22 protein-coding genes are annotated in these 23665 nt (G+C 70.5%); 9 read left to right on the top strand and 13 right to left on the bottom strand.

What is annotated here, in order from left to right; translation table 11 throughout:
- Positions 1 to 60 precede the first annotated feature (60 nt).
- Together AB0B45_RS16315 and AB0B45_RS16310 are read left to right on the top strand one after the other, a co-directional pair.
- Entirely contained in the window at positions 61 to 297 is a 237-nt protein-coding gene (locus AB0B45_RS16315) for a type II toxin-antitoxin system CcdA family antitoxin (protein ID WP_358130995.1), read from the top strand.
- Positions 294 to 695 (top strand): PIN domain-containing protein, encoded by a 402-nt coding sequence (locus tag AB0B45_RS16310; RefSeq protein ID WP_358130992.1) that lies wholly within the window; start codon positions 294 to 296, stop codon positions 693 to 695. Before AB0B45_RS16315 ends, AB0B45_RS16310 begins: the two co-directional genes overlap by 4 nt.
- An 82-nt stretch (positions 696 to 777) precedes the next feature.
- Here the strand turns inward: AB0B45_RS16310 and AB0B45_RS16305 are convergent, their stop codons facing one another.
- On the bottom strand, positions 778 to 2793 hold the full coding sequence (locus AB0B45_RS16305) for an AAA family ATPase (protein WP_358130989.1): 2016 nt from the start codon (positions 2791 to 2793) through the stop codon (positions 778 to 780).
- Between the two features lie 87 nt (positions 2794 to 2880).
- Between AB0B45_RS16305 and AB0B45_RS16300 the strand changes: the two genes are divergently transcribed.
- Positions 2881 to 3183 (top strand): hypothetical protein, encoded by a 303-nt coding sequence (locus AB0B45_RS16300; protein ID WP_358130988.1) that lies wholly within the window; start codon positions 2881 to 2883, stop codon positions 3181 to 3183.
- A 173-nt stretch (positions 3184 to 3356) separates the two neighbouring features.
- Here the strand turns inward: AB0B45_RS16300 and AB0B45_RS16295 are convergent, their stop codons facing one another.
- The 4 genes from AB0B45_RS16295 to AB0B45_RS16280 form a co-directional block, all read right to left on the bottom strand.
- Positions 3357 to 4997: a DNA repair helicase XPB gene (locus AB0B45_RS16295; protein ID WP_358130985.1), complete on the bottom strand. Its 1641-nt coding sequence runs from the start codon at positions 4995 to 4997 to the stop codon at positions 3357 to 3359.
- Between the two features lie 57 nt (positions 4998 to 5054).
- Entirely contained in the window at positions 5055 to 5462 is a 408-nt protein-coding gene (locus AB0B45_RS16290; protein WP_358130982.1) for a hypothetical protein, read from the bottom strand.
- 57 nt (positions 5463 to 5519) lie between these two features.
- On the bottom strand, positions 5520 to 6983 hold the full coding sequence (locus AB0B45_RS16285; RefSeq protein WP_358130979.1) for an AMP-binding protein: 1464 nt from the start codon (positions 6981 to 6983) through the stop codon (positions 5520 to 5522).
- Between the two features lie 106 nt (positions 6984 to 7089).
- Entirely contained in the window at positions 7090 to 9402 is a 2313-nt protein-coding gene (locus AB0B45_RS16280; protein WP_358130976.1) for a helicase C-terminal domain-containing protein, read from the bottom strand.
- A 44-nt stretch (positions 9403 to 9446) separates the two neighbouring features.
- On the opposite strand from AB0B45_RS16280, the gene AB0B45_RS16275 reads away from it, so the two are divergent.
- A complete protein-coding gene (locus AB0B45_RS16275) occupies positions 9447 to 10271 on the top strand; it encodes a hypothetical protein (RefSeq protein WP_358130973.1) in 825 nt (274 codons plus the stop codon).
- On the opposite strand, the gene AB0B45_RS16270 is transcribed toward AB0B45_RS16275, so the two are convergent.
- Together AB0B45_RS16270 and AB0B45_RS16265 are read right to left on the bottom strand one after the other, a co-directional pair.
- Positions 10264 to 10881 (bottom strand): helix-turn-helix domain-containing protein, encoded by a 618-nt coding sequence (locus AB0B45_RS16270; protein ID WP_358130970.1) that lies wholly within the window; start codon positions 10879 to 10881, stop codon positions 10264 to 10266. The two genes, AB0B45_RS16275 and AB0B45_RS16270, sit on opposite strands and share 8 nt — an antisense overlap.
- 34 nt (positions 10882 to 10915) lie before the next feature.
- On the bottom strand, positions 10916 to 11194 hold the full coding sequence (locus AB0B45_RS16265) for a hypothetical protein (protein WP_358130967.1): 279 nt from the start codon (positions 11192 to 11194) through the stop codon (positions 10916 to 10918).
- Positions 11195 to 11347: 153 nt separating this feature from the next.
- Between AB0B45_RS16265 and AB0B45_RS16260 the strand changes: the two genes are divergently transcribed.
- Positions 11348 to 11950, top strand: coding sequence for an HAD hydrolase-like protein (locus AB0B45_RS16260; RefSeq protein ID WP_358130964.1), 603 nt, complete (start codon positions 11348 to 11350; stop codon positions 11948 to 11950).
- A 176-nt stretch (positions 11951 to 12126) separates the two neighbouring features.
- Positions 12127 to 12519 (top strand): cold-shock protein, encoded by a 393-nt coding sequence (locus AB0B45_RS16255; RefSeq protein WP_358131093.1) that lies wholly within the window; start codon positions 12127 to 12129, stop codon positions 12517 to 12519.
- Here the strand turns inward: AB0B45_RS16255 and AB0B45_RS16250 are convergent, their stop codons facing one another.
- Positions 12520 to 13992, bottom strand: coding sequence for an MFS transporter (locus AB0B45_RS16250; RefSeq protein ID WP_358130961.1), 1473 nt, complete (start codon positions 13990 to 13992; stop codon positions 12520 to 12522).
- Between the two features lie 124 nt (positions 13993 to 14116).
- Between AB0B45_RS16250 and AB0B45_RS16245 the strand changes: the two genes are divergently transcribed.
- Both AB0B45_RS16245 and AB0B45_RS16240 read left to right on the top strand, forming a co-directional pair.
- A complete protein-coding gene (locus tag AB0B45_RS16245) occupies positions 14117 to 14920 on the top strand; it encodes a DUF3027 domain-containing protein (RefSeq protein ID WP_358130958.1) in 804 nt (267 codons plus the stop codon).
- An 88-nt stretch (positions 14921 to 15008) separates the two neighbouring features.
- The gene (locus AB0B45_RS16240) at positions 15009 to 17966 is read left to right on the top strand and encodes a hypothetical protein (protein WP_358131090.1); all 2958 of its coding nucleotides are present in this window, start codon (positions 15009 to 15011) and stop codon (positions 17964 to 17966) included.
- Between the two features lie 260 nt (positions 17967 to 18226).
- Here the strand turns inward: AB0B45_RS16240 and thpR are convergent, their stop codons facing one another.
- The 4 genes from thpR to AB0B45_RS16220 form a co-directional block, all read right to left on the bottom strand.
- Positions 18227 to 18772 carry an RNA 2',3'-cyclic phosphodiesterase gene (gene thpR, locus AB0B45_RS16235; protein ID WP_358130955.1) on the bottom strand — a complete coding sequence of 182 codons (546 nt, stop codon included), beginning with the start codon at positions 18770 to 18772 and terminating at the stop codon, positions 18227 to 18229.
- A gap of 66 nt (positions 18773 to 18838) precedes the next feature.
- Positions 18839 to 20059, bottom strand: a complete 1221-nt coding sequence (locus tag AB0B45_RS16230; protein WP_358130953.1) for an MFS transporter — start codon at positions 20057 to 20059, stop codon at positions 18839 to 18841.
- A gap of 23 nt (positions 20060 to 20082) precedes the next feature.
- A complete protein-coding gene (locus tag AB0B45_RS16225; protein ID WP_358130950.1) occupies positions 20083 to 20529 on the bottom strand; it encodes a MarR family transcriptional regulator in 447 nt (148 codons plus the stop codon).
- 223 nt (positions 20530 to 20752) lie between these two features.
- Positions 20753 to 22207 (bottom strand): NCS2 family permease, encoded by a 1455-nt coding sequence (locus tag AB0B45_RS16220; protein WP_358130947.1) that lies wholly within the window; start codon positions 22205 to 22207, stop codon positions 20753 to 20755.
- A 107-nt stretch (positions 22208 to 22314) separates the two neighbouring features.
- Here AB0B45_RS16220 and AB0B45_RS16215 point away from each other — a divergent pair, with 107 nt between their 5' ends.
- Positions 22315 to 22566 (top strand): DUF2530 domain-containing protein, encoded by a 252-nt coding sequence (locus AB0B45_RS16215; protein WP_358130944.1) that lies wholly within the window; start codon positions 22315 to 22317, stop codon positions 22564 to 22566.
- Positions 22567 to 22570: 4 nt separating this feature from the next.
- Here the strand turns inward: AB0B45_RS16215 and AB0B45_RS16210 are convergent, their stop codons facing one another.
- Positions 22571 to 23539, bottom strand: a complete 969-nt coding sequence (locus tag AB0B45_RS16210; protein ID WP_358130941.1) for an aldo/keto reductase — start codon at positions 23537 to 23539, stop codon at positions 22571 to 22573.
- Positions 23540 to 23665: the final 126 nt, after the last annotated feature.

Here is a 23665-nt window from a genome sequence, read left to right as displayed (position 1 = left end):
TTCGCGGGCGGCCGTCCCTTTTTGCATGGGAGTAGCTGCATACTGCAGTATGCTGAACGGGTGGCCGACACGACGCGTATCACCGTCACCCTGCCCTCCGAACAAGTGGCGGAATTGAAGAAGCTCACCGACAATGTCTCCGGCTATGTGGCCGAAGCGGTGGCCCGCCAGATCAGGCACCAACTCCTCGGCGCCGACCTGCGGCGCTATCAGGACGAGCATGGCGAGTTCAGCGAGGAGGAGCTGGCTGCGGCCTACGCGAGGATCTTCGGCGGCTCCGGGGAATCGTCGGCGTGATCGGGCACATCGAGACCGTCGTCTTCGACTCCGAAGGGTTGTCCGCCTGGATCGCTCAGGATCGGAAACACCTCGCCGTCCTGCAGGCCTTCCATGGGATGGGAAGTGATTTCGTGATCAGCGCCAACACCATCGTGGAGGTCGCTCATTCCCAGGTGAACCTGTCACGGCTGCAATGGGTGCTGTCCAGAGTTCGGGTGGAGCCGGTCACCGAGCGGACGGCCAAGAAGTCGGCGAGCCTCCTCAAGGCGGCGGGTCTGCACGGGCACAAATACGCCATCGACGCGACCGTCGCGGAGATGGCTCTTCGCCAGCGTGGTCCCGTGGCGATGCTGACCTCGGATCTTGAGGACATGGCCCGTCTGTGCGGTGACAGGGTGCGGCTCATAGCCTGCTGACTCTGTACGGCAAGCCGGCTCGGTGCCTGACGAGGTGCGACTTCTCGGGGGCAGCGGACCGGTGCCCCTACCCCCGAGAAGGTCACGCGAGCTGGGCGGGAAGCGGCTTGGCGTGCAGGACGGTCAGTGAGGTGACCGCACGGGTGAGCACCACGTAGAGCCTGGCCAGGCCGCGCGGCTCGGCCTCGACGATGTCCGCGGGCTCCACGACGATGACGTGGTCGTACTCCAGACCCTTGGCCAGCGTGGCGGGGATCACCAGCAGCCGGTGCTCCTCGGTCGAGTCCGGCCCGAGGACGGCGTGCGGGATGCCGTCGAGTGACCGCGAGACCGAGTCGGCCATGGCGTCAGGGACGATGACGCCGATCGAGCCCTCCCTGGCGAGCGCGTCGCGGACCGCGTCGACGACCTCGCCGCCCGGCCGTACCGTCAGCGAGCCCTGCCCGGGGCGAAGGGAGCGCGGGGCGGCCAGGTCGGGGGCGATGGAGGGCAGCAGCTGGGCGGCGTAGTCGAGCACCTCGCGGGGCACGCGGAAGCCGAGCGTGAGCTCGGTGACCTCGCCGGAGTCCTGGCCCAGGTGTTCGAGCACGGTCGCCCACGAACGGGTCGACCACGGCGTGGTGCCCTGGGCGAGGTCGCCGAGTACGGTGGCCGACCCCGTGCGGCAACGCCGGCCGAGCGCCCGCAGCTGCATCTCCGACAGGTCCTGAGCCTCGTCGACGACCAGGTGGCCGAGAGAGGTCGTCCGCTCGATGAGGTCGCCGAGCTCGTCCAGCAGCGCGGCATCGGCGGCCGACCACTTGGCCGACTTCCACGACCGGTACGGCTTGCGCCACAGCAGGGTCTCCTGCTCGTCGGCCGACAGTTCGGACCTCGCGGCCGAGGCGAGGAACTCGGCGTCCGACAGCAGGCGGAAGAGCACCTGGGCGGGCGTCAGCTTCGGCCACACCGAGTCGACCAGTTGCTTGACCGGCTTCGATCTGGCCACCGCGTCCTGGACCCTGTCGTCTGGCGAGTCGCCGCGCTGCTCCATGCGGACCAGCACCTGGTGGGCCAGCCGCTGGGCGAGGGCGGCGCGGCCGGGGCCGTACCGCGTGGTGCCGCGCAGGGAGGCCACCATCTCGCGCACCTCGTAGTCGGCGACCCTGAAGCGGTGGACGCCCCTGGTGTAGACCAGGCCCTCGGCGGGTTTGACGATGTGCAGCCAGAGCGCGCGCTCCAGCACCTTTGCCATGCGGGCGTCGCCCTTGACGGCGGCCACGAGCGGGTCCTCGACGGCGTCGTGCTCGCCGAGCAGCTCGGCGACCGTGGTCTGGTCGACCTTGACCTCGCCGAGGGCGGGCAGCACGGAGGAGATGTAGGACAGGAACGCCTTGTTCGGGCCGACGATCATGACGCCCGCGCGGGCGAGCTTCTCGCGGTGGGTGAAGAGCAGGTAGGCGGCGCGGTGCAGGCCGACGGCGGTCTTCCCGGTGCCGGGAGCGCCCTGGACGCAGACAGTCTGGGTCAGCGCGGCGCGGACGATCTCGTCCTGGTCGGGCTGGATGGTGGCCACGATGTCGCGCATGGGGCCGGTGCGGGGGCGCTCGATCTCCTCGGTGAGGATCTTCGAGGGGCCGAAGTCGGCGCCCTCGTCGAGGGGCTCGTCCTCGAAGGCGGTCAGGTCGCCGCCGTGGTAGCCGAAGCGGCGCCGCCGTACGACGCCCATGGGGTCGGTGGGGCTGGCCTGGTAGAAGGCGCGCGAGACGGGCGCGCGCCAGTCGATGACCAGCGGGCGGCTGGCGCCGTCGTGGACGTGGCGGCGGCCGACGTAGATGACGCCGGGAAGGTCGTCATGATCTCCCCTGTCGAGCCTGCCGAAGAACAGGGGCGTGTCGGGATGGTCGGCGAGCGCCGCGACACGCTGATCGAGCAACGACTGCAGGATCTGCTGCGAGACCCAGTCACCGGCCGCGTCGGCCGACAGCGACTGGGCGTGCTCGCGCATCGCCTTCAGCGCCGAGCGGGATTCGGCCAGATGGGCTCGCTCGGCGGCGAGCACATCGGTGGGTATGTCAGGGGCCAACTGGTTTCCGGGCACGCGAAAGCGCCTCCCCATTCGTCAACGGAGGTGGTAGACAAGGCAGCGAACCGTTGAGCTTACCCCCGGGCTCGGGAGCTTCCAATCGATTAACCAGGAGGCAGCGTGAGGATCTCCCCAGTCATCCCGACGGTCGCCAGCCTCCTGCTGGCGGCCCTGTGGGGGCTGTCGGTCTTCGCCGGCTGGGGGCTCGAGGCGTTCTGCACCGACGGCGAGACCTCCGCGGCGTGCGCGGAGCGGCTCGACGGCGCCTCCACCCTGTCAGGATGGTTCGCGATGCTGGCGGCCCTGCTCACGGTTGGCGCGTGGGTGTTCCCCGCCAGGTTCGCCGTGCTGATCGGCGGCGCGGTGGTCGCGTGGCTGGTCGCCGAGGGCGTGCTCTTCGTCGGCGGGATGCTGTCCCGGTAATCGATCCCCAAAAACCGAAAAATCCGGGCATGTCCGGTGGATTCGACGGATCATGGGGGTATGTCGCATCGCGACAGCTTTCGCCGGTGAGGGGGTGGTCCGATTGTTCAAGGCCCGCGGGGTTTCGTGGACCTAACTGTACGGCTCGCGCGAGGGCTTTCGCGCGAGCCTTTTCACTGGTGGACGTCGTCGGCGTCGATGATCTGATAGGCGTAGCCCTGCTCGGCCAGGAACCGCTGCCGGTGCGCGGCGAACTCCTGGTCGACCGTGTCCCGGCTGACCACGGTGTAGAAGCGCGCGCCCCCGCCGTCGGCCTTGGGCCGCAGCACCCTGCCGAGCCGCTGCGCCTCCTCCTGCCGTGACCCGAACGTCCCCGACACCTGGATGGCGACGGCCGCCTCCGGCAGGTCGATGGAGAAGTTGGCCACCTTGGAGACGACGAGCACCTGCAGCTCCTTGTCGCGGAAGGCCTGGAACAGCCGCTCCCGCTCCTTGATCCGCGTCTCGCCCTTGATGACCGGCGCGTTGAGGTGCTCGGCCAGCTCGTCGAGCTGGTCGATGTACTGGCCGATGACCAGCACCTGTTCGCCGAGGTGCCTTCTGACCAGGGCCTCGGTCACCCGCGTCTTGGACGGCGTGGTCGCGGCGAACCTGTAGCGCTCCTCCGACTCGGCCATCGCGTAGGCCAGGCGCTCCTCGTCGGACAGCGTGACCCGCACCTCGACGCAGTCGGCGGGCGCGATCCAGCCCTGGTTCTCCATCTCCTTCCACGGCGCGTCGTAGCGCTTGGGACCGATGAGGGAGAACACGTCACCCTCGCGGCCGTCCTCGCGCACGAGCGTCGCGGTGAGCCCGACCCGGCGGCGAGCCTGCAGATCGGCGGTCATCCTGAAGATCGGCGCGGGGAGCAGGTGCACCTCGTCGTAGACGATGAGGCCCCAGTCGCGGGCGTCGAACAGCTCCAGGTGGGCGTAGACACCCTTCCGCTTGGTCGTCATCACCTGGTAGGTGGCGATGGTGACGGGGCGGATCTCCTTCTTACTGCCGGAGTACTCGCCGATCTCGTCCTCGGTGAGCGAGGTGCGCTTGAGCAGCTCCTGCTTCCACTGGTGGGCGGAGACCGTGTTGGTGACCAGGATCAGCGTCGTGGCCTCGGCGTGGGCCATCGCGGCCGCGCCGACGATCGTCTTGCCCGCGCCACATGGCAGCACGACCACGCCCGAGCCGCCGTGCCAGAAGGCGTCGGCAGCCTCCTGCTGATAGGGGCGCAGCGTCCAGCCGTCCTGCAGCAGCTTGATCGAGTGGCTCTCGCCGTCGACGTAGCCCGCCAGGTCCTCGGCCGGCCAGCCGAGCTTGAGCAGCGCCTGCTTGATGTTGCCGCGCTCGCTCGGGTGCACGGCGACCGAGTCGCCGCCGATGCGCTCGCCCAGCATCGGCTGGATCTTCTTCGAGCGCAGCACCTCCTCGAGCACCGCGCGGTCGGTGGAGGTCAGGACCAGGCCGTTGGCCGGGTCCTTCTCCAGCCGCAGCCTGCCGTAGCGGGCCATCGTCTCGGCCACGTCGACGAGCAGCGCGTGGGGGACCGGATAGCGGCTGAATCCGATCAACGCGTCGATGACCTGCTCGGCGTCATGACCGGCCGCTCGCGCGTTCCACAGGGCCAGCGGCGTGACGCGGTAGGTGTGGACGTGCTCGGGAGCGCGCTCCAGCTCGGCGAAGGGCGCGATCGCCTTGCGACACTCGTCGGCCCGTTCGTGGTCGACCTCGAGCAGCAAGGTCTTGTCGGATTGGACGATCAATGGGCCGTCGTTCACAGGCTTCTCTCCGGGGTCGGTACGGCTACCGCATATCCAACACCCGGAGACCGACGGTTAGTCCAGATTCCCGGATACTCCGAGGGCGATGACCACCGCGACACCCAGAATGATCAGCACCACGTTGATGCCGATGCTGATCCATGTCCATTTGAGCAGGTTGCGCGCCTTGTCGGGCATGGTGTCGACCTGTCCGAGCGCGATGCCCGCCAGGATCGCGCCGGCGATGCCGCCGGGGGTGACGTAGCAGCTGAGCGCGAGCACGATGCTGATGACGAGCGCCACGATGGCGTGCGTGCGCGGGCCCTGCTGGGGTGGAGGGTAACCGTAGCCGTAACCGGGCTGCTGCTGGCCGTACGGCGGGCCGTAGGGGGTCTGGCCACCGCTCTGGTTGTACGGCGAGCCGTACGGCTGCTGCTGGCCGTAGGGGCTCTGCTCGCCTGAACTGTCGTAACCGCTGCTCACTGTGTCACCTTTTCGCTCACTGACCGTGTCAACAGATATCATGAAATGAGGCGACTTTTAGGCCAGACGGGCACGCAGGGCCTTGCGATCGAGCTTGAGCACGCTGGTCACGGGGATGTGGTCGGTGAAATGAATCTCTCGCGGGTACTTCACCCTGCCGACGCGCTCCCTCGCCCACACGATGAGCTCGTCGGCGGTGGCCGTGCCTCCGGGGGCCAGCTGGACGAAGGCCACGACCTCCTCGCCGTGCACAGGGTCGGGACGGCCCACCACGCCCGACATCGCGACCGATGGATGGGCGTTCAGCGCGTCCTCGACGTCGCGGGGGAAGACGTTGAAGCCGCCCCTGATGATCAGGTCCTTCTTCCTGTCGACGACGTACAGGTAGCCGTCGTCGTCGAGACAGCCGATGTCGCCCGTGCGCAGCTCGCCGTCCACGATGGGGGAGCCGAGGCCGCCCCAGTAGCCGAGCATCAGCGACTCGCCGGCGACGCAGATCTCGCCGATGTCGCCCGCCTCCACGTCCTCGCCTCCGTCGTCCCTGATCGTGATCGTGTAGCCGGGGAGCGGGAGGCCGACGCTGCCCGGCTTGCGCCTGCCCGGCGGGTTGAAGGTGGTGACGGCGCTGGTCTCGGTCAGGCCGTAGCCCTCCAGGATCTGCACGCCCGGCATCCGCCGTTCGAACTCCTCCAGCACCGCGCGGCTCAGCGGGGCCGCGCCGCAGGTCAGATGGCGCAGGTCGGGCAGCGGGGTGTCCTCGAGCGGCTCGGCGAGCAGCATCTGCAGCATGGAGGGGACGACGGTGCCGTACTGCACGCGCTGCTCGGCGGCCAGCTGCAGGAACGCCTTGGGGTCGAACCAGCGCATGAGCACGGCCTGCTGCGGCTCCTCGGCGTGCAGTCCCGCGATCGACACGATCAGGCCGTAGGCGTGGGATAGAGGGACGGGGACGATCGCCCTGGTGACGCCCGGCTGGTAGGCCAGGTCGAAGGCGTCCTTCGCGACCTGCCACAGGCCGGCGTGGCTGAGCATGACACCCTTGGCCCTGCCGGTGGTGCCGCCCGTGTACATGACGGCGGCCAGGTCGCCGGGATCCCTGGGCACGGGTCCGTGCTCGGCGGCCTCGGCCAGCTCCCCCGTATCCACAAATATCGGGATCCGCGGTTCGGCGGCGTGGACGGTGTCGAGCAGCTCGGCGGAGGTCACGATCGCGGTGGCACCGCTGTCGGTGACGATGTGGCGCAGCTCTTCCACGCCGACCAGGAACACCACGGGGGTCACGACCGCGCCCGCCGCCCAGACGGCCTGGTAGACGATGGGGACGTCGGGGCCGGTCACCATCATCACGACCACACGGTCGCCTGGACGTACGCCTGCCCGGATCAGGCCGCCCGTGACGCGCCTGGCGCGTTCGGCGAGGGCGTGACTGCGGTGCCAGACGCCTTCGTAGAAGACCGCGTCATGGTCGTCGAAGCGGGCCCACGACTCCTCTGCCAGGCGTCCCAGCGTGTGGTTCGTCACGCCTTCACGTTGATCGGCACACGGGGGTGGAGTCAACCGGAGACGGGCGATTGGCGCTGACCCGAGACCGTCGGACCCTTCCACGGAAGCCTGCCCTCACGAGGGTTCAGCTGACGGTGGCGACTCCGGTGATGCGGTGGAGGGCGAAGCGGTGGACCGCCGCGCGTGTCTCGTCGTAGGCGGTCAGGTAGCCGCCCTCCATCCGCGCGGGCTCCAGGATGCGGCTGGTGGCGTTGCCCTGGGAGTCGAGGTACCCGATCCACACCCGCACCCCCTGACGGATCGCGTCCTGCAGGGCCGAGATCGTGGCGGTCGCGGGACCGCGGGGCACCGATCCGTCGGGCGCGTCCAGCGGGGTGCGGCGCGCGTCGCCGGCCCGCATGGCCCGTACGGCGGCCGCCACCACGTCCGGGTCGAGCCCGTTGAACGACGACAGCGTCCTGGCGACGGGCAGGCCCTCGGTGCGCCTGGCGTCGAGCTGGGTGACGATGACGTCCCCCTCGAGCGACTCGGCGACGGGCGCGAACCCCATCGCCCGCAGCGAGTCGACCAGCGCCGCCCTGGAGGTGCGGGAGGCGATGACCGTGGGGGCGAGCCGCCGCAGCCGCAGCGGCGTCGAACGCCGGTCGGCGATGAGCTGGTCGAGCATGGAAGGGTCGTCACTGCGGATGTAGGCGGAGGCCGTACCGACGCGCATCCTGCCGTGCCTGCGCGCCACGTCGGCCACCAGGTAGGACAGCGGCTGCGGCACGGGGGTGGCGGAGTGGCGGGTGAGCATGGACAGCAGCTCGTCGGCGCCCTGTCCCGCGTCGAGCGCCCGCCTGATGGAGGCTTCGCCGAACCGGTAGACGGTCGCCCCTCCCGTGGACTCCACGTCGGCGGCGAGCGTCAGCCAGCGTGCCAGCTCGCTGGTGAGCGGTCCCGGCGCGACGGCGGTGAGGTCGGCCTGGAGCAGCACGTGGTCGACGGGTTCGGGAAGCAGCGGGGCGAGGGTGGCCGCGGCCTCACCCGAGCCCGTCAGTACGGCACGGCCGTGCGCGGACAGCAGGCCGAGCCCGGTGAATCCGAGCTGCTCGGCTTCGCGCAGCGTGAAGTCGGTCAGTTGCTCGCGCAGCGGGCCGCGCCGCCTGGGCTGCTCCCACGCAAGGCGGCGCAGGACCGAATCGCGGGTGGGCGCGAGGCCGGGGGCGGCGGACAGCACGCGGAGTGTCGCCTGCCGTACCTCTGGTGCGGAGGCGCGGCGCAGGTCGGGGTGGAGCGCGTTGAGCAGGCGGTCGCGCTCGTCACGCTCGCCCACGATGCCGGGCACGCGGTCGGTGTGCAGCCAGGTGCCGGCCAGCGTGACCCAGCGGTCCTCGGTCGGCCTGACGCGCCAGGTGTCGTAGGCAGGGGTGGGCAGCCACTCGCCGTCGACGTTCCCGCCCGCGCCGATCAGTCCGGCGGCGGAGGCCACCTCGATGACCAGCGCGGCGGCCCACTCGGGCAGGTCGAGCTGCGTGGCGGTCCGCTTGAGGTCGCGTACGCCGAGGCCGCCGGTGCGCAGCACGCCAGGGGGGTCGAGGCTCCAGCGCTCGCACAGCTCCTCGACGGCCCGGACGAACGCGAACGCCTGGCCCGCGGCGGTCCTGTCGGCGAGCTGCCGGGAGCGTTCGGCGCCCTCCAGCGGCGGCGGCACGGGGGACAGGTCGCGGTGCACACGCCCTTCGCGCAGGTACAGGCCGACCTCGCGGGGCAGCGACACGCTCTCCTCGCCGGTGGCCGCGAGCAGTCCTCTGGCCAGCAGCTCCTCGATCGGCGAGCGGGCGGTGCCGACGCGGACGGCGCGGCGGGCGTTGGGCACCCTGCCGCTCGGCGGACCCCACGCCAGCTCCTCCAATGCCTGCCTGGCAGGGGGTGAGACCTCCTCGACCAGTTTGCCCGGCTCGGCCATGGCGGCGGCGAGGCGTTCCTTCCCCGTTCCCTGGGTGCCGGGGGCGATGTCGTCGGCGATCTCCTCCAGTTGCTCGGGCGGGTGGTGCCGGAACACCTCCGCGACGGGAGGGCCGAGCCCCGCGGGGTCGTCCAGCACCTTGCGGACGCCTGGGGCCAGCGCCGGCGCGTCGTCGGGCCCGTAGACCAAGGCGAGCGTGCGGAGGCGGTCGAGCGCGTCGTCGAGCGGGACCTCGCCGTCCACGGCCCTTTCGAGCAGGCGGCGGAGCGCGGGCTTGTCCACGGAGTCGGCCACGGCCAGCGTCTCCACCACGGCCAGCGCGAACCTGTCGAGCCTGTCGAGCGCGCGGCCGATGGCCGAAGGGCTGCCCGCGCGCGTGGCGAGCCCTTCCAGGTGAGCGGGGACCGGCGTGATCAGCTCGGGGCGCGCCGAAACGAGCGCACCCAGCTGCTCGTCGGTGCGCTCCCTGATCCACTGGGTGAACTCCATCAATGCAATGGTATGTTCCGGCGGATTCGGGCAGCATGGCTTGCGTGATCGAGCGAGCCGACCAGCTCGTCCTGGACTTCGTCAGCAAGGCGGCGGACGCCGCCCATGGCGTGTTGCGCCAGGACCACCGGCTCGACTTCGTCAAGCGGCTGAGGGCTCGCATCGAGTCCGAGCGCGCGGGCAGCGAGGACCCGAAGGCCGTGGCCAAGGTGCTGGCCAGGTTCGGCGACCCCGCCGAGCTCGTCGAGAGGGAGGCGCGCAGGCTCAGCGGCGCGCCCGAGGTGCCCAAGGTCAGGGCCGAGCCCGAGGTACGGCCGGCCGGCAGGGACACGGCGGTCTTCCCGCGCGTCGTGGACGACGTGCCGCCCGGCGTGGCGAGGAGCAGGCGGGCGGCACTGGCCAAGGCGGCCTCGAGGACGGAGCGCGGCCTGCCGTTCGCGGGGCTGCGCAGGGCGGCGATGGCCAGGGCCAACCCCATGGCGAGCGGCGGCAGGGACGCCAGGACCCTCGTCAAGGGCTATCCGCGCGAGGTCCTCGCGCTGGGGCTGCTCGTGCTCGCGGCGCTGCTCGTGCCGTTCGGCCTGCCCGCCGTCGCGATCTTCCAGCTGCCCGCGATCGTGTGGGCGGCCGGCGCGGTGACCGCCCTGACGAGCGACAGCTGGTCCTTCAGGGACCGGATGATCGGGTGCGGCGCTCCGCTCTTCGGCTATGCCGTGGGCGGGGTGGTGATCGGCGCCCTGCGGGCCGAGAGCGCAGGCGGGTTCAACGCCTTCGTCGAGCAGTTCTTCGCGGTCAGCGGGATCATGTTCATGATCTTCACAGGACTTGGCGTGGTCTGGCTCGCCTACCGGCTGTGGGATGTCAACTGACCGGTGCGGGTGCGGGCAGCAGGCCGACGGCCAGCCGTACCCAGGCGGCCACGAACTGGTCCTTCTCCGCATGGCCCGGTGACTCTCCCACCGTCTCCTGGAACAGCCGGTAGTGGACGACGGCGCCGCCGAGGACCGCGCCGATGCCGGTCCAGTCGACCTGGACCTCGGCGTACTCGGGCTGGGCGCGGAACCACGAGGTGATCGCGTCGAACATCGGCTGCAGCAGCCCCTCGCGCACGACCGCGACCAGCTCGGGGAACTGGCTCAGGTCGCGGAAGAACACCCTGGTCAGCTCGCTCTCCTCGCGCACCTTCGCCAGGCCCGCCCTGCACAGGTGCGACAGGCGTTCCTCCAGGTCGGCCGAGGACTCCATGCTGCTGAGCTGGGCGAGGCTGTCGGCCACTTGGGTGCTGGTGCGCGCGGCGTGCTCGTGCATCGCGGCGGCGAGCACCTCGTACTTCGACTTGAAGTGGCGGTATAGGCCCCCCGCGCCTGGGGACAGCCCGGCGGCGGCCTCGATCTCGGCCACCGAGGTGGCGGAGTAGCCCCGCTCGGCGAACAGCCGAAGGGCTTCGTCGACGATCCGCTCGCGCGTCGATCTGGTCATGTCGTTCTTAGTACCTCCGAATGGACCATAGTGGCTACGGCGTGGCGCGCCGGATCAGGCTCGCCACGGCCGACCCCATGATCAGCCACACCAGGGCGGCCAGGCCGTAGTTGACCAGGACCTGCCAGCGCGCGTCCGCCAGCCTGAACAGGTCGTACAGGCCGAGCGACAGCGAGGTGGCGAAGGACTCGACGAACTGGACCAGTGAGTTGGCGGGATTCGTGGGAAAGATCCTGAAAGCGATGTAGAGAACGAGAATGAGCGCGGCCACCCGCGAGACGACCTTGACGGCCCACACGGCGAAGTCGGCCACGCGCCGCCACCCGCTCACCGCTTTCTGGGCGGCCGGTCGTGCCGGGCGATGGGGTCTCGTCTCCTGACTTTCCGCCATGGCCGCTCCCTTGGATAAGTAATTCCTTTCTTCCCACTTCAACGGTCCCATACCAGTGACCGTTACTCTGCACGGGTGGGGAAATCAGTGGGATTCGACCTTGATATGACATTGGCGGACACCAGGTCGGGGATCGCGGCCGTGTACGACCAGCTCGCCGTACGGCTGGGCGTCGCCATCGACAGCGCGGCGGTGATCACTCGCCTCGGCCCTCCGCTGGAGCACGAGCTGGCGAACTGGCTGCCGCACGAGGAGGTGCCCGCGGCGGCCACGCTGTTCAGGCAGATCTACCCGGACGTCGCCGTTCCCGTCCACACCGCCATGTCCGGCGCCCACGACGCGGTACGGGCGGTCAGGGAAGCCGGAGGGCGGGTGATCGTGGTGACGGGAAAGAACGTGCGCGACGCCACGAGCACGGTCGAGCTGCTCGGCTTCGAGGTGGACGAGATCGTCGGATCGGTGTTCGGCGCCGACAAGGGATCGGCACTCGCGCGCTTCGGCGCCGCCGCCTATGTTGGAGATCACGTCGCGGACATCGAGGCGGCGCGAGCGGGAGGCGCCGTCAGCGTGACGGTCGCCACGGGCCCTTACACAGTGGGAGAGCTACGTGATCACGGAGCCGATGTGGCGCTGACGGATCTGACGGAGTTCGCCGACTGGTTCGGCGCCTGGAACTAATGAGAAACGTCCAACATGGACCGCCACCAGGAACCTCGGCGCCCGAAGGCGTGGGGTGGCGGGCCGAGGGGCACGTTTCTCATTAGAGATGCCGATTTACCCGGTCGCTCTCCGGGCCAGCTGGGCATAACCTACTTCCATTCATCTTTCCCGACAGCATGAACGAGGTCCCCCCTGTGCCGAGTGGCAAGGTCAAGTGGTACGACGCCGACAAGGGTTTCGGCTTCCTCACCCGCGACGACGGCGGTGAGGTCTTCGTGCATTCCTCCGCGCTTCCCACTGGGGCGGAGCCGCTCAAGCCCGGCCAGAAGGTCGAGTTCGGCGTGGCCGAGGGGCGCAGGGGACAGCAGGCGCTGTCGGTGCGGATCCTCGAGCAGCCGCCGACGCTGGCCAAGACCAAGCCGAAGGGCAAGCGGAAGAAGCCCGACGAGATGGTCGTGATCGTCGAAGACCTCATCAAGCTGCTCGACGTCATCTCCGAGTCCTACCAGCGGGGTAAGCAGCCCGATCCCGCCCACTCCAAGAAGGTCGCCTCGGTGCTGCGCGCGGTCGCCGACGACCTCGACTGATCACCCGTGCGGGTTGGTCAGCGGCTTGGTGGTGTCCGGGGCGGGCGGCGGGTCCTTGACCTCGACCGCCGCGGCGTCGTTCACCTTGGCGTCGTTGACCTTGGCGTCGCGCGCCCTGACCCTCGCCCTCCGGAGCACGAGTAGCGATCCGAGGGCGAGGGCGAGCAGCACGGCCATCGTCGTGAGGCCGCCAGGTCCCGCCGACCAGTCCGAGACCAGCAGCCCGATCAGCCCGCCGAACACCCAGGCGACCTGGAGCAGCGCCTCGACCACGCCGAAGGTGGACGAGCGCACCTCCTCGCCGATCTCGCGCTGCACGATCGCGTCGAGGGCCAGCTTGCCGAGCTCCTGTGCGAAGGCGGCGACCAGGGCCACCGCGACCGCGGCCCACAGGCCGAAGAGGAACGCGGTGACGCCCGCCGTCACCAGCGTCACGGCCAGCGTGAGCAGCACGATGAGCTGGGGCGAGTTGTTGCGCGCCCAGTTGGCGACGGCCGCGCCCGCCAGGCCGCCGAGGCCCGCCGCCGCGGCCAGCAGCGCGATCGTGGTGGTCGTGGGCAGGTCCTTCAGATGCCCGTCCTGCACCAGGAAGAGCAGGTAGAACAGCAGGAAGCCGGAGAAGAAGCGGATGGCGGCGTTGGCCCGCATGGCCTCGGTCACGGCGGGGCCGACGTTGAGCAGGGTCCTCCATCGCGTCCGCCGGCCGCGTTCGTCCTCCTCTTCCTCCAGGTCGGGGGAGTCGACGTGGCGCGGCAGCCGTACGGCGAAGACGCCGAGCAGCAGGAAGACCACCATCGCGAGGCGCAGTACCCACGCGGCGCCGAGCCACGCGGTGAGGCCCGCCGCGACCGGCACCGCGATGCCCGCGGCCACCAGCGAGAACAACGCGACCCTCGCGTTGGCGCTGACCAGCGTGATGTCCGCGGGCAGCACGCTCGGCATGATGGCCGCGCGGGAGACGTTGTACGCCTTGGACAGGACGAGCACCCCGAGCGCGCCCGCGAACAGCGTCAGCACGTCGCCGGGCCCGACCGCGGCTGCCATGGCGAAACAGAGCAGACCGCGGGCGAACAGCGTGCCCGCCATCACGTAGCGGCGGCCCGACCTGAACCTGTCGAGCACGGGCCCGACGAAGGGCGCGACCACCGCGAACGGGATCATCGTGATGACCAGGTAGAGCGCCACCTGGCCGCGCGCCTCGTTCACGGGCAGGCCGAAGAAGATGGTGCCGGCCAGCGCCAGCGTGATGAGCGAGTCGCCCGCGCTGTTGGCCGCCGTCAGCTCGATGAGGCGGCCGAGACCCGTGCGGTCGGCGCCCTGGGCGTGCGTCAGCCGTCGCGTCGCGTGGCCGACCCGCTGCGCGCCGCTCGCCGTGGCGAGCCCGACCCGCTTGGTGCCTCGCGCCGTGGCCAGCCCGGCCCGCTTGGTGCCGCTCGCGGTCGAACGGCTGGCCCGCCCAAGCGCGAGAGTCACCCGTTTCACCAACGACAGCACACGATCCACGCTTACCAGTCTTACCCGACGCGGGTGCTCGCACGTCCATCCATGGGTGAGAATGGAGTGTGAGCGAACAGCACCTTGCGGCGGGAGCGGGCCTTTGACCAGGACCAGGACCCGCGTCTCCCCGCCTGATCAGGCCTGTGTCGCCGCCGTCGAGCTCGCGCTGGAGGCCGCGCGAGGGCTCGCCAGACCAGGCGAGCCCGGTGAGCACCTCGGGTTCGAGGGCGAGGGCGACCGTATCGTTACACATTATTTCGCCTGCCTCGACCGGGCCTACAGGGGCTGGCGATGGGCGGTGACCGTGACGCGCGCCTCCCGCGCCAAGAACGTCACGGTCAGCGAGGCCGTCCTGCTGCCCGGAACCGGGGCGATGCTCGCGCCGCCGTGGCTGCCGTGGAGCGAGCGGCTGCTGCCGGGCGACCTGGGCGTCGGTGATCTGCTGCCCACCTCCGAGGACGACGACAGGCTCGTCCCTGGCTTCACCGGCGGGGCAGACGAAGAGATCGACCATCAGATGATCTTCGAGTACGGCCTCGGCAGGGCCAGGGTGCTGTCGGCCATCGGCAGGGACCGCGCCGCCAAGCGCTGGCACTCCGGCGACCACGGGCCGCACACGCCGATCGCCCACGCCGCGCCCGCGCAGTGCTCCACCTGCGGCTTCTTCTGGCCGCTCGCGGGCGGCCTGCGGGGCGAGTTCGGGGTGTGCGCCAACGAGTACGCGCCCGACGACGGCAAGGTCGTCGCCGCCGACCACGGCTGCGGCGCCCACTCCGAGGCCGCGGTCATGCCGCCGTCGGTCGAGCAGGCCTCGCCGATCCTCGACGACCTGGGTTACGACCTGATCGAGGACGAGTCGGGGTCGGTCGACGAATCGGCCTCCGAGGAGCTCGGCCACTCCTGATCAGGATTGTCGGCACGGACCGCTAGCCTTCGGTGGCCCCTCTCTCGTTTTAGGAGTTAGCCCCGTGGACACCTTTGGCACTGACCGGATGCGCGCCGCCGTACTCACGGCTTGGCAGGCCTCGCCCGCGCGCTTCCGGGAGGACGCCAACGCCGAAGAGGACTTCGCCCTCGGCGGCTACCGCGACCGTCTGATCGTCGAGCTGGCGCAGAACGCGGCCGACGCCGCCCTGCGCGCGGGCGTGCCGGGCGTGCTGCGCCTGGAGCTGCGCGACGGCGTGCTCACGGCCGCCAACACGGGCGCGCCGCTCGACGCGGCGGGGGTCGAGGGCCTGTCGACGCTGCGGGTGTCGGCCAAACGCGACCAGGTGGGCGCGGCCGGGCGCTTCGGCGTCGGGTTCGCGGCGATCGTGTCCGTCTGCGACGAGCCCTCGATCGGCTCGCGTTCGACGGGAGCGGTCCGCTGGTCGCGCGAGGAGACGACGGAGCTGGTGGCCGCCGAGCCCGTGCTCGCCGCCGAGCTGGTCTCCCGCGAGGGCCACGTGCCGCTGCTGCGGCTGCCGTTCCCCGCCTCGATCGAGGTGCCCGACGGTTTCGAGACGTCCGTACGGCTGCCGCTGCGCCCCTCGGCCGTGGCGGCGGTGCGGCGGATGCTCGAGGAGACGAGCCCCGCGCTGCTGCTCGGCATGCCCGCGCTGACCTCGATCGAGATCACGGTCGACGGGGTCACCCGCACGGTCGAGCCCTCGGGCTGGCACGTCGTCTCCGCCTCGGGCGAGTTCTCCGCCGAGGAGGTCGCGGCCTACTTCGCCGACCGGCCGACCGAGGAACGCGCCAGGCCCTACTGGTCGGTGCGCTGGGCCGTGCCGCTGGAGGCGGGTCCGCTGCCCGTGCCGCAGGTCGTCCACGCGCCGACGCCCTCCGACGAGCCGCTCGACCTGCCCGCGCTGCTCATCGCCTCCTTCCCGATGGCCACCGACAGGCGCCACGTCGCCAAGGGGAAGCTGACCGACTTCCTCATCGCGCGCGTCGCCGAGACCTACGTCAGGCTGCTCGAGGAGCTGCCGCGCACTCCCCGGCTGCTCGACCTGGTGCCCGCGCTCATGGGCAAGGGCGAGCTCGACGCCCGCATCCGCCGCGCGATCCTGCGCCTGCTGCCCGACGTGCCGCTGCTGCCCGCGCTGTCGGCGCCCGCCCCCGTGGTGAGCTCGCCCTCGTTCGACGACGCCGCGCTCTACGACCCCGACGCCGCGTGGCAGGTCGAGCACCCGGTGCGCGAGCCGTCCGCCGACGGGTGGGTGGTCTCGGGCAGGGAGGCGTCCGCCGTCCACGGCTCGGGCGAGCTGCTCGCGGTGCTGGCCGAGATCGTCCCCGGCCTGCTGCCCGCCGGATGGCCGTCGCGTCATCCCGCGCTGTCCGCGCTCGGCGTGCGCAGGGTGGAGCTGGCCGAGGTGGTCGACCAGCTGTCCGGCGAGGCGATCGAGGGGCGTGACGCCTCGTGGTGGCGCTCCCTCTACGAGGTGCTGCCGGGCGACGACCCCGAGGCGCTCGGCGCGCTGCCCGTGCCGCTGGCCGACGGGCGGCTCGTGCGGGGGCCGCGTGGCACGCTCGTCCTCAGCGCGCAGCTCGACCTCGCGCCGCTCGGCCTGCGCATCGTCCACCCCGACGCGGCGCATCCGCTGCTGCTGCGCCTCGGGGCCTTCGAGGCCACGCCGCGCACCGTCCTCGACGACCCGCTGACCAAGACGGCGGTGTCGCAGTCGTTCGAGAGCGACGACCCCGACGCCGTGGCGCGGGCCGTCCTGTCCCTGGTCGACGCGGCGGGGCTGACGGCGGGCGAGGAGCCGTGGCTGTCGGAGCTGGCGCTGCGCGGCGACGACGGCTCGCTCTACCCGGCGGGTGAGCTGCTGCTGCCCTCGGGCGCGCTGGCGGGGCTGCTCGTCGACGACGCGGGCTTCGGCACGGCAGCCGACACCTACGACGCGCGCGTGCTCACCGCGGTCGGCGTGCTCGACGGGTTCGCCGTCGTCAACGACTCCGACGTGCTGCTCGACGTCGACTCGTGCGACCACGACCTCGACGAGGAGGACGCCTGGCTCGACTTCGTGCTCGACCTGCTGCCCTCGCTGGACGTGCCGCCCGTGGTGCCCGAGTTCACCGCGATCCGCGACCTGGAGCTGGTCGCCGACTGGCCGGCCGCGCTCGCGCTGATCACCAGGCCGCCGCTGCGGGGCGCACTGCTCCCGCTGCGCGTCGAGGGCGTCGAGGTGCCCTCCTACACCGCCTGGTGGCTGTCCACCCACCGGGTCCTCGACGGGCGGCGGCCCGTGGAGCTGCGCCTTCCCGGAGCCGACCCGCTGCTGACCGGGCTGTACGAGGAGGCGCCCTCAGCGCTCGACGCCGGCGCGCTGGCGATGCTGGGGGTACGCACGACGCTGTCCGACCTCCTGTCCTCTCACGGTGGGCCTGAGGAGCTCCTGGAGCTCCTGGCGGACCCGTCGGTCACCGTCGACAGAGCCCAGCTGCGGGCGCTGTGGATGGCGCTGGCGGCCGTCGAGCCCTCGCGGGTGGCGCCGCCGTCCGCCGTGCGGGCCGTCCTCGGCGGTGACATCGTCATCGCCTCGGCCGACGACGCGGTGGTCGTCGAGGCCCCCGACCTGCTGCAGCTGGTGACCGACCGGCCGCTGGTGCTGGCGCCCTTCGACCTGGCCGAGGCGCTGTCGGAGCTGGTCGACCTGCCGCTGGCGGGCGAGCTGGTGACGGGGCAGGTCACTTCGTCGGGCGTGGAGCGGCCGGTGCCGGCTGAGGTGAAGTCGCTGCTGCCGTCGACTCCCGAGGTGTACGTGGAGCACGAGAAGCTGCTGGTCGACGGCATGCCGTGCGCCTGGCGCTACTTCGACGGGATGGTCCACTGCGACGGGGTCGACGGGCTGGCGCGCGGGCTGGCGTGGGCGACGGGGCAGTGGAACGACCGGCTCGCCGTGGCCGCCCTGCTGCGCGACCCCTCGGCGGTGCCGCTCCTGCTCGCGGAGTCCGACCTGTCCTGACGTACGGCCTGGGCCGCCTTCGCCACCTCGGGCGATCCCGGCTGGCCGCGATTCGAGCCGGAGCGCCGCCGGACCAGGATCTGGGACGTCACGCCCCACGACGCGGACTACCCGCTGGCCGACTCCCACCGCATCTGGGGGAGGAGAGGCTGAGGCGCGGCCGCCGTCAGGTCAGCACCGCGCCGACGATGACGATGAGCAGCAGCAAGCCCAGCACGGTCGGCAGAAGCCAGAAACGAGGACGGTCCACGCGGTGCAGCCTAACCCCGCTCATCGGGTGCGAGCGCCCAATGTCCGAGTGACTCGTACCTCACCGACGACCCCAGATGGCTGCGGACGAGATGGACCGAATCGGCCGACCAGCTCGACCCCTCGAACGACGACAGCGCCTCCACCAGCGGTCGCAGGTCTGTGGGGTGCTTGGCGCGGGCGATCGTGAGATGGGGGCGGAAGGGCTTGTCATCGACCTGTACGGCTCCCGCCCGCCTCCCCGCGGCGCTCGCGGAGGCGGCGAGCCGTACGAGAGGGTCGCCGGTGAGGCCCAGCCAGAGCACGCGTTTGGAGAACGCGCCGGCGCCGGTGAAGGCCAGGTGTTTGGCGGGGTGGCGGGCGGCGGCGCGGGCCAGCCGTACCTGGAGATCGGGAAGGACGCGCTCGGGCACCTCCCCGTAGAAGGCGAGCGTGAGGTGCCAGGTGGCGCGGTCGGGCCAGCGGACCCCCTCTACCAGCCCCGTGACGGGCCTCAGCGCGGCCGCCACCTCGTCGAGGATCTCGGGCGGAGGGATGATCGCGGCGAACAGTCTCACATGACCGATTGTCCCGCCCGCGGTCCTAGACCGGCGGGCGGGGCTGAGGTCATGCGTCGCCGGCGATCACGCGGTGGCGAGCACCGGACGGGTACGGCGGGCGCCGATCAGGCGGGTGAGCATGATGGCGAGGCCGGTGCCCGCGAGCGTGAGCACTCCGCCGATCATGACGCCGACGCGCGGTCCTCCGAGGTCGGCGATCCAGCCGATCAGCGGGGCGCCGACCGGGGCGCCGCCGGTGAAGACCAGCACGTAGATGCCCATGACCCGGCCGCGCATGTCGGGCGAGGTGGACATCTGGACCAGCGAGTTGGCCGCGGTGTTGACGGTGATCAGCGCGATGCCGGTGGGGGCCAGCAGCAGGAGGTAGACCGGGTAGAACGGGGCCAGGCCCACCACCACCTGGAACAGGCCGAACCCGACGGCGCCCGCGACGAGCAGCTTGCGGGTCGGGCGGGCGCGACGGGCCGCCAGCAGGGCGCCGGCGAGCGCGCCGATCGCGAAGGCGCTGGAGGCCACGCCGAACGACGAGGCTCCCTGGCCGAAGACCTGGCGGGCCATGAGCGCGATCGACATCGAGAACGACTGCGTGAACATCGCCATGAACGCGATCACCAGGATCGGCAGCAGCAGCTCCGAGCGCTCCACGACGTAGCGCAGGCCCTCGCGCAGCTGGCCCTTCGCCTTCGGGACGAGCTCGGCGGGGTTCAGCTCCGCCTTGCGCATGAGCAGCAGGCTCGAGATGACGCCGCCGAAGGTCAGCGCGTTCAGCAGGAAGATCGGGCCGGTGCCGATGGCGTACATGAGCACGCCCGCGAGCGCGGGGCCGACCACCCGGGCCAGGTTGAAGATCGAGGCGTTCAGCGCGATCGCGTTGGGCAGGTCCTCACGGCCGACCATCTCGACCACGAACGCCTGCCGGGTCGGCACCTCCACGCAGGAGATGATGCCGAGCAGGAAGGCCATCGTGTAGACATGCCAGACCTGGGCCGAGCCCGTGACGGTCAGGACGCCCATCGTCAGCGCCAGCATCGCCATCAGCGACTGGGCGACCAGCAGGACGGGGCGCTTGGGGTAGCGGTCGGCGAGCACGCCGCCGAACAGCCCGAACATCAGCTGCGGGAGGAACTGCAGCGCGGTCGTGGTGCCGAGGGCCGCCGCGCTGCCGTGAGTGAGGTCGAGCACCAGCCAGTCCTGGGCGGTGCGTTGCATCCAGGTGCCGACGTTGGAGACGACGCCACCGGCTGCGAACAGCCGGTAGTTGTGAACCTTGAGAGACCGGAACATCCCGGTCCTGGGTTCGTCAGGCTCTATATCTTGCTGAGCTTCTCCAGAATCGGCGCCGCCTGCCGGAGCACTGCCCGCTCCTCGGGTGTCAGCTCCTTCAAGCGCTGCGTCAGCCACGCTTCCTTCAGCCGGCGCTCCTCCTTCAGCAGCGCCTTGGCGGAGTCGGTCACCGCCACGGTCACCTGCCGCCGGTCGGTCGGGTGCGGTGATCGCGCGACCAATCCGCGATCCTCGAGCGCGGCGATCACCCGAGTCATCGAGGGCGGTTGCACCTTCTCGAGCTCGGCCAATTCGCCGGGGGTTATCCCTGAATGCCGTTCCACGGCGGCGAGCGTCGCGAACTGCGTGGGTGTCAGGCTGTGCGCCGCCGCCTGTCGTCGGAGTCGCCTGGTCAGCCGCGCCAGGGATACGCGCAGGGCTGAAGCCAGGCCTGCGTCGCTGCGCAGGTCGATCTTGTGAGGGGGATTCATTAGCACGTCTCATTACCCTTGCTAACTATATGCGGTCCCACGCTATTCCCTCCGGCCGTCTCGTCTCACCCATTGATACAGCTCGCCGTGCACTACCTATTCTGGGTCGCGGCGGGCCTGGTTCGGCCTGGGGGCGGCCGTCGACGCGCTCTCGGCGGAGAGGGAGCGCCGGGCCGGCTCGGCCTGTCCTCCGGGGTGGAGGTGGCCGAGCCGGCCAGGAACGTCACACGCCCAGCAGGCTCCTGATCGGGCCGAGCGCGAAGTACACCACGAACAGTCCCGCGACCACCCACAGCAGCGGGTGGACGTCGCGGCTCCTGCCCCTGACCGCCTGGATCAGCACGTAGCTGACGAAGCCCGCGCCGATGCCGTTCGAGATCGAGTAGGTGAACGGCATGAGCACGATCGTCAGGAACGCCGGGATCGCGATGTCGAAGTCGAGCCAGTCGATCTCCCTGACCGCCGTCATCATCATGAAGCCGACCACGACGAGCGCGGGCGCGGCGGCCTCGTAAGGAACGACGACGACCAGCGGTGCGACCAGCATCGACAGCAGGAACAGCGCGCCGGTGACCACGCTGGCCAGACCGGTCCTCGCGCCCTCGGCCACGCCGGAGGCCGACTCGATGTAGGTCGTGTTCGACGAGACCGAGCCCGCGCCGCCCGCCGCCGCGCCGATGGAGTCGACCAGCAGGATCTCGCGGGTGCGCGGCAGCTGGCCGTTCTCGTCGACCAGGTCCGCCTGGCGGCCGACGCCCACGATGGTGCCCATGGTGTCGAAGAAGTCGGTGACGAGCAGGGTGAAGACGAACAGGATCGCCAGGATCACCGAAACCTGGCTGAACGCGCCGAACGGGTCGAACTCGGTGAACAGGGTGAGCGGGTTGTGGAAGCCGAAGACGTCCTTGGGCAGGGCCGGCACGTTCAGCTGCCAGCCTGAGGGGTTCGTCTTGGACGCCTGGCCCGACTTGGTCAGCGCTTCGACGATCACCGCCAGCACGGTGGTGCCGACGATGCCGATGAGGATGGCGCCCTTCACCTTGCGCGCCACGAGCACGGCCGTGGCCAGCAGACCGAGGATGAAGACGAACAGCGGCCACGAGGACAGCGCGCCCGAGATGCCCATCTCCAGCGGAGGTCCCGCGGCGACGCGGCGGACGAAACCGGCGTCCACGAAGCCGATCAGCGCGATGAACAGGCCGATGCCGACGCTGATCGCGGTCTTCAACTGGACGGGGATGGCGTTGAACACCGCCACGCGGAACCCGGTCAGCACGAGGATGCCGATGATGACGCCCTCCAGGAAGACCAGGCCCATCGCCGCTTCCCACGACATCTGGGAGGCGATGCCGTACGTCACGAACGCGTTGAGGCCGAGGCCCGCCGCCATCGCGAACGGCACCCTGCCGACCACGCCCATGAGGATCGACAGCAGGCCCGCCACGAACGCGGTGCCCGAGGCGACCAGCGGGACGTTAGCGACCAGGCCGTCGCCGATGAACTGGCCGTCGGCGTCCTTGACGGTCGCGATGATGATCGGGTTGAGCACGACGATGTAGGCCATCGTGAAGAACGTGGCCAAGCCGCCGCGCACCTCGCGGGACACGGTCGAGCCCCGCGCGGTGATGGAGAAGAATCGGTCAAGCCCTGATGCGGGAGGGATAAGGGTGTCTTTCACGCGCGAAGAGTGGCAGGGCATGCCACCTGCGGAAAGACTTCGCGACCTTATCGAGACGGATTTGCCGCCATATCGCGCGAAACGGCACGTCGACTAGGCTGGCTGACGTGAAGCAGGCATGGCGTCCGGATCCGGAGCCGCTCGAGACCAACGACAGGGCGGCGGTGCTCGGCGGGACCGCGCTGTGGGCGGTCGGGCTGGTCGTGCTGCTGATCGTACGGCCAGGGCCTGACCACGCGTGGTGGATCTGGACCTGCGTGACGGGCATCGTGTTCGGCGGTTTCGGGTACTGGTTCGTCGGCCGGAGGAGCCGCAGGCGGATTCCGGCCGACGAGGCGCCACTCGAACCCCCGATCTAGCGCGTCACCAGGCGTAGTCCTCGGGCGCGGTCTTGTGGCCAGGGAAGATCTCGTCGAGACGGGCGAGGGCCTTGTCGTCGAGCGTGATCTCCAGCGTCCGCATGGTGCCTTCGAGCTGCTCCATCGTGCGCGGGCCGATGATCGGCGCGACCACTGCGGGCCTGGTCAGCAGCCAGGCGAGGCCGACGTGCGCGGGGTCCTCGCCGAGCTCGTCGCAGAACGCCTCGTACTGCTCGATCTTGTCGCGGTGCTTGTCCAGCTCCTTGACCATGTGCTCGGCGGCCGAGCGACCCTTGTCGATCTTACGGAGCACGCCGCCGAGCAGACCGCCCGCCAGCGGGCTCCACGGGATGACGCCGAGGCCGTAGTCCTCGCACGCGGGCAGCACCTCCAGCTCGACCGCGCGGGTGAGCAGGTTGTAGTGGCTCTGCTCACTGACGAGGCCGAACGTGTTGCGCCTCGCGGCCGTCTCCTGCGCCTTGGCGATGTGCCAGCCCGCGTAGTTCGACGAGCCGGCGTAGATGATCTTGCCTTGCTGGCGGAGGACCTCGATCGCCTCCCAGAACTCGTCGAACGGGGTCTCCCTGCCGATGTGGTGCGCCTGGAGGATGTCGATGTAGTCGGTCTGGAGCCGCTTGAGCGAGGCATCGCAGGCCCTGCGGATGTGCAGGGCGGACTGCATGCTCTCGTTCGGCCACTCGCCCATCTTGCCGTGGAACTTCGTGGCGATGACCGTCCGCTCCCTGCGGCCGCCGCCCTGGGCGAACCAGCGGCCGACGATGCTCTCGGTGACGCCTTCGCCGATCTTCCAGCCGTACACGTCGGCGGTGTCGAAGAAGTTGAGACCCAGCTCGTGGGCCCTGTCCATGATCGCGAAGGAGTCTTCCTCCGTGGTTTGCGGACCGAAGTTCATCGTGCCGAGACAGAGCGGGCTGACCTTGAGGCCACTGCGTCCAAGGTTCACGTATTCCATGAGACCCACCCTAAGAACCTGGAGCCCACTCCAGGCCAGCCCCGCACCCGTTTTCCTTGCCGGGGTCGGCAGGGAGACCCTACGGGTATGATGATCATCAGTCCCGAGGTGCTGATCGCCTCGGGA

The organism is Nonomuraea sp. NPDC049152, from assembly GCF_040648355.1.
GTDB lineage: Bacteria > Actinomycetota > Actinomycetes > Streptosporangiales > Streptosporangiaceae > Nonomuraea.
The sequence above is the reverse complement of the archived record's forward strand: the minus strand, read 5'-3'. Positions and strand labels throughout refer to the sequence as shown.

Coding starts and splice junctions, on each gene's coding strand:
- AB0B45_RS16305 (WP_358130989.1), bottom strand. CDS start 2,793: ATGGGGAGGCGCTTTCGCGTGCCCGGAAACCAGTTGGCCCCTGACATA.
- AB0B45_RS16280 (WP_358130976.1), bottom strand. CDS start 9,402: ATGGAGTTCACCCAGTGGATCAGGGAGCGCACCGACGAGCAGCTGGGT.
- AB0B45_RS16270 (WP_358130970.1), bottom strand. CDS start 10,881: ATGACCAGATCGACGCGCGAGCGGATCGTCGACGAAGCCCTTCGGCTG.
- AB0B45_RS16240 (WP_358131090.1), top strand. CDS start 15,009: ATGCGCGCCGCCGTACTCACGGCTTGGCAGGCCTCGCCCGCGCGCTTC.
- AB0B45_RS16230 (WP_358130953.1), bottom strand. CDS start 20,059: ATGTTCCGGTCTCTCAAGGTTCACAACTACCGGCTGTTCGCAGCCGGT.
- AB0B45_RS16225 (WP_358130950.1), bottom strand. CDS start 20,529: ATGAATCCCCCTCACAAGATCGACCTGCGCAGCGACGCAGGCCTGGCT.
- AB0B45_RS16210 (WP_358130941.1), bottom strand. CDS start 23,539: ATGGAATACGTGAACCTTGGACGCAGTGGCCTCAAGGTCAGCCCGCTC.